Source organism: Vibrio sp. 1978 (assembly GCF_033344345.1).
Genome location: NZ_JAWPOP010000878.1, coordinates 1 through 550, shown reverse-complemented (window position 1 = coordinate 550; position 550 = coordinate 1). Strand labels below are relative to the sequence as shown.

Genomic DNA, 550 nt, shown 5'->3' with positions numbered 1-550 from the left:
ATACCGATGATTGCTGAATCTTCGATGACTATCTCGTTTGGTTTCAAGCCATTACGTTGCACTTGTTTTTCAACAAGGTGACGCTTCGCAATGTTTAGTTTTTCATCTTCGGTGTAACCGGATAGACGAATCACTTCCATACGATCAAGCAACGGACCAGGAATATTCATCGAGTTAGACGTTGCAACAAACATCACATCAGACAAGTCGTAATCCACTTCTAGGTAGTGGTCGTTGAATGAGTTGTTTTGTTCAGGGTCTAATACTTCAAGCAACGCTGAAGCCGGGTCACCACGCATGTCTGAAGACATTTTGTCGATTTCATCCAGAAGGAAGAGAGGGTTTTTCACACCAACTTTCGACATTTTCTGAATCAGCTTACCTGGCAATGAACCAATGTAAGTACGACGGTGGCCTCGAATCTCTGCTTCATCACGCACGCCACCTAGGGCCATACGTACGTATTTACGGCCAGTAGCAGATGCAATTGAGCGGCCAAGCGATGTTTTACCCACGCCTGGAGGACCAACAAGACAAAGGATTGGACCTT

Annotated in this window: 1 protein-coding gene; it reads right to left on the bottom strand. The window is 45.5% G+C overall.

The features are described from left to right. Nucleotides 1–550, bottom strand: a 550-nt coding sequence (locus tag R8N49_RS29640) for an AAA family ATPase (RefSeq protein WP_318190762.1), incomplete at both ends; no start/stop codon positions are given.